Origin of the sequence: Bacillus sp. G16 (assembly GCF_021282335.1) — a bacterium.
GTDB classification, from domain to species: Bacteria; Bacillota; Bacilli; order Bacillales; family Bacillaceae; genus Bacillus; species Bacillus inaquosorum.
This window is the reverse complement of the sequence record NZ_JAJSOZ010000052.1, coordinates 1-680: the sequence shown is the minus strand read 5'-3', so window position 1 is coordinate 680 and position 680 is coordinate 1. Positions and strand designations below refer to the sequence as shown.

The 680-nt window shown below is 26.9% G+C and carries 1 protein-coding gene and 2 pseudogenes; all 3 read right to left on the bottom strand.

Features of this window, described 5'->3' with window-relative positions; genetic code table 11:
- Positions 1–395, bottom strand: a pseudogene (locus LWH95_RS21450) (histidine kinase); the annotation flags it as partial.
- A 14-nt stretch (positions 396–409) separates the two neighbouring features.
- Positions 410–577 (bottom strand): competence pheromone ComX, encoded by a 168-nt coding sequence (comX, locus tag LWH95_RS21445; protein ID WP_100505762.1) that lies wholly within the window; start codon positions 575–577, stop codon positions 410–412.
- A pseudogene (locus LWH95_RS21440) lies at positions 565–680 on the bottom strand (competence protein ComQ); the annotation flags it as partial. The gene comX and the pseudogene LWH95_RS21440, both read right to left, overlap by 13 nt.

Sequence of the window (680 nt, the reverse complement as noted above, 5' to 3'; positions counted from 1 at the left end):
CATATTATGCTTAAAAAATAAAAAACCAAAGGAAGTACGAACAGAAAAAAACTATAAGATCTATTTAGAGTAACTAAATCAAAATCTTTGAGAAGAATCTTTTTTCCACTTCTCAAAATATCCAAACTGTTAATATGACTCAAATATCCCCATTTCAAATGTTTGTCTGAAGGTTTTTCTTCATTAATTTTTAATATGATATCTCCCTGTCTCAAACCAACAAATTGTCCATATGAAGATTCTGATATTTCTTCTATCACAAATTGACTTTTATCATTTTTAAGAACCTTAGTCCCAATAATAATTCCATTCATAGTTATATAAGTTATATAGCATATATAGAGGATGCTCAAAACAATTACAGCTAATGTGAATTTTTTTATTAAGTTCTTCAATGTAAATCCACCTATTAACCATCCCATTCACGGGTTATTGGGCCAGACAAATAATAATCATTATAAGCTTTAATTATTGTTTCAGTTTCTTGCACATCAAAACCTATAAGGCAGGCTTCTTTATTTTTCAATTTTTTTAAAACCTCAGGATAATTTAAAAAGTAGTTAATTAGGTCTTGCATCTTTATCCCCCTTTTTATAACTCAATAAGCTTTCCTTTATTAACTCTTTTTTTTCTTTTTCTAAATTTAATTGTTCTATAGCAGAAAAACATTTCTGTATGTA

Excerpts from the sequence above, each read along its gene's own strand:
- comX (WP_100505762.1), bottom strand. The coding sequence starts at position 577 with ATGCAAGACCTAATTAACTACTTTTTAAATTATCCTGAGGTTTTAAAA.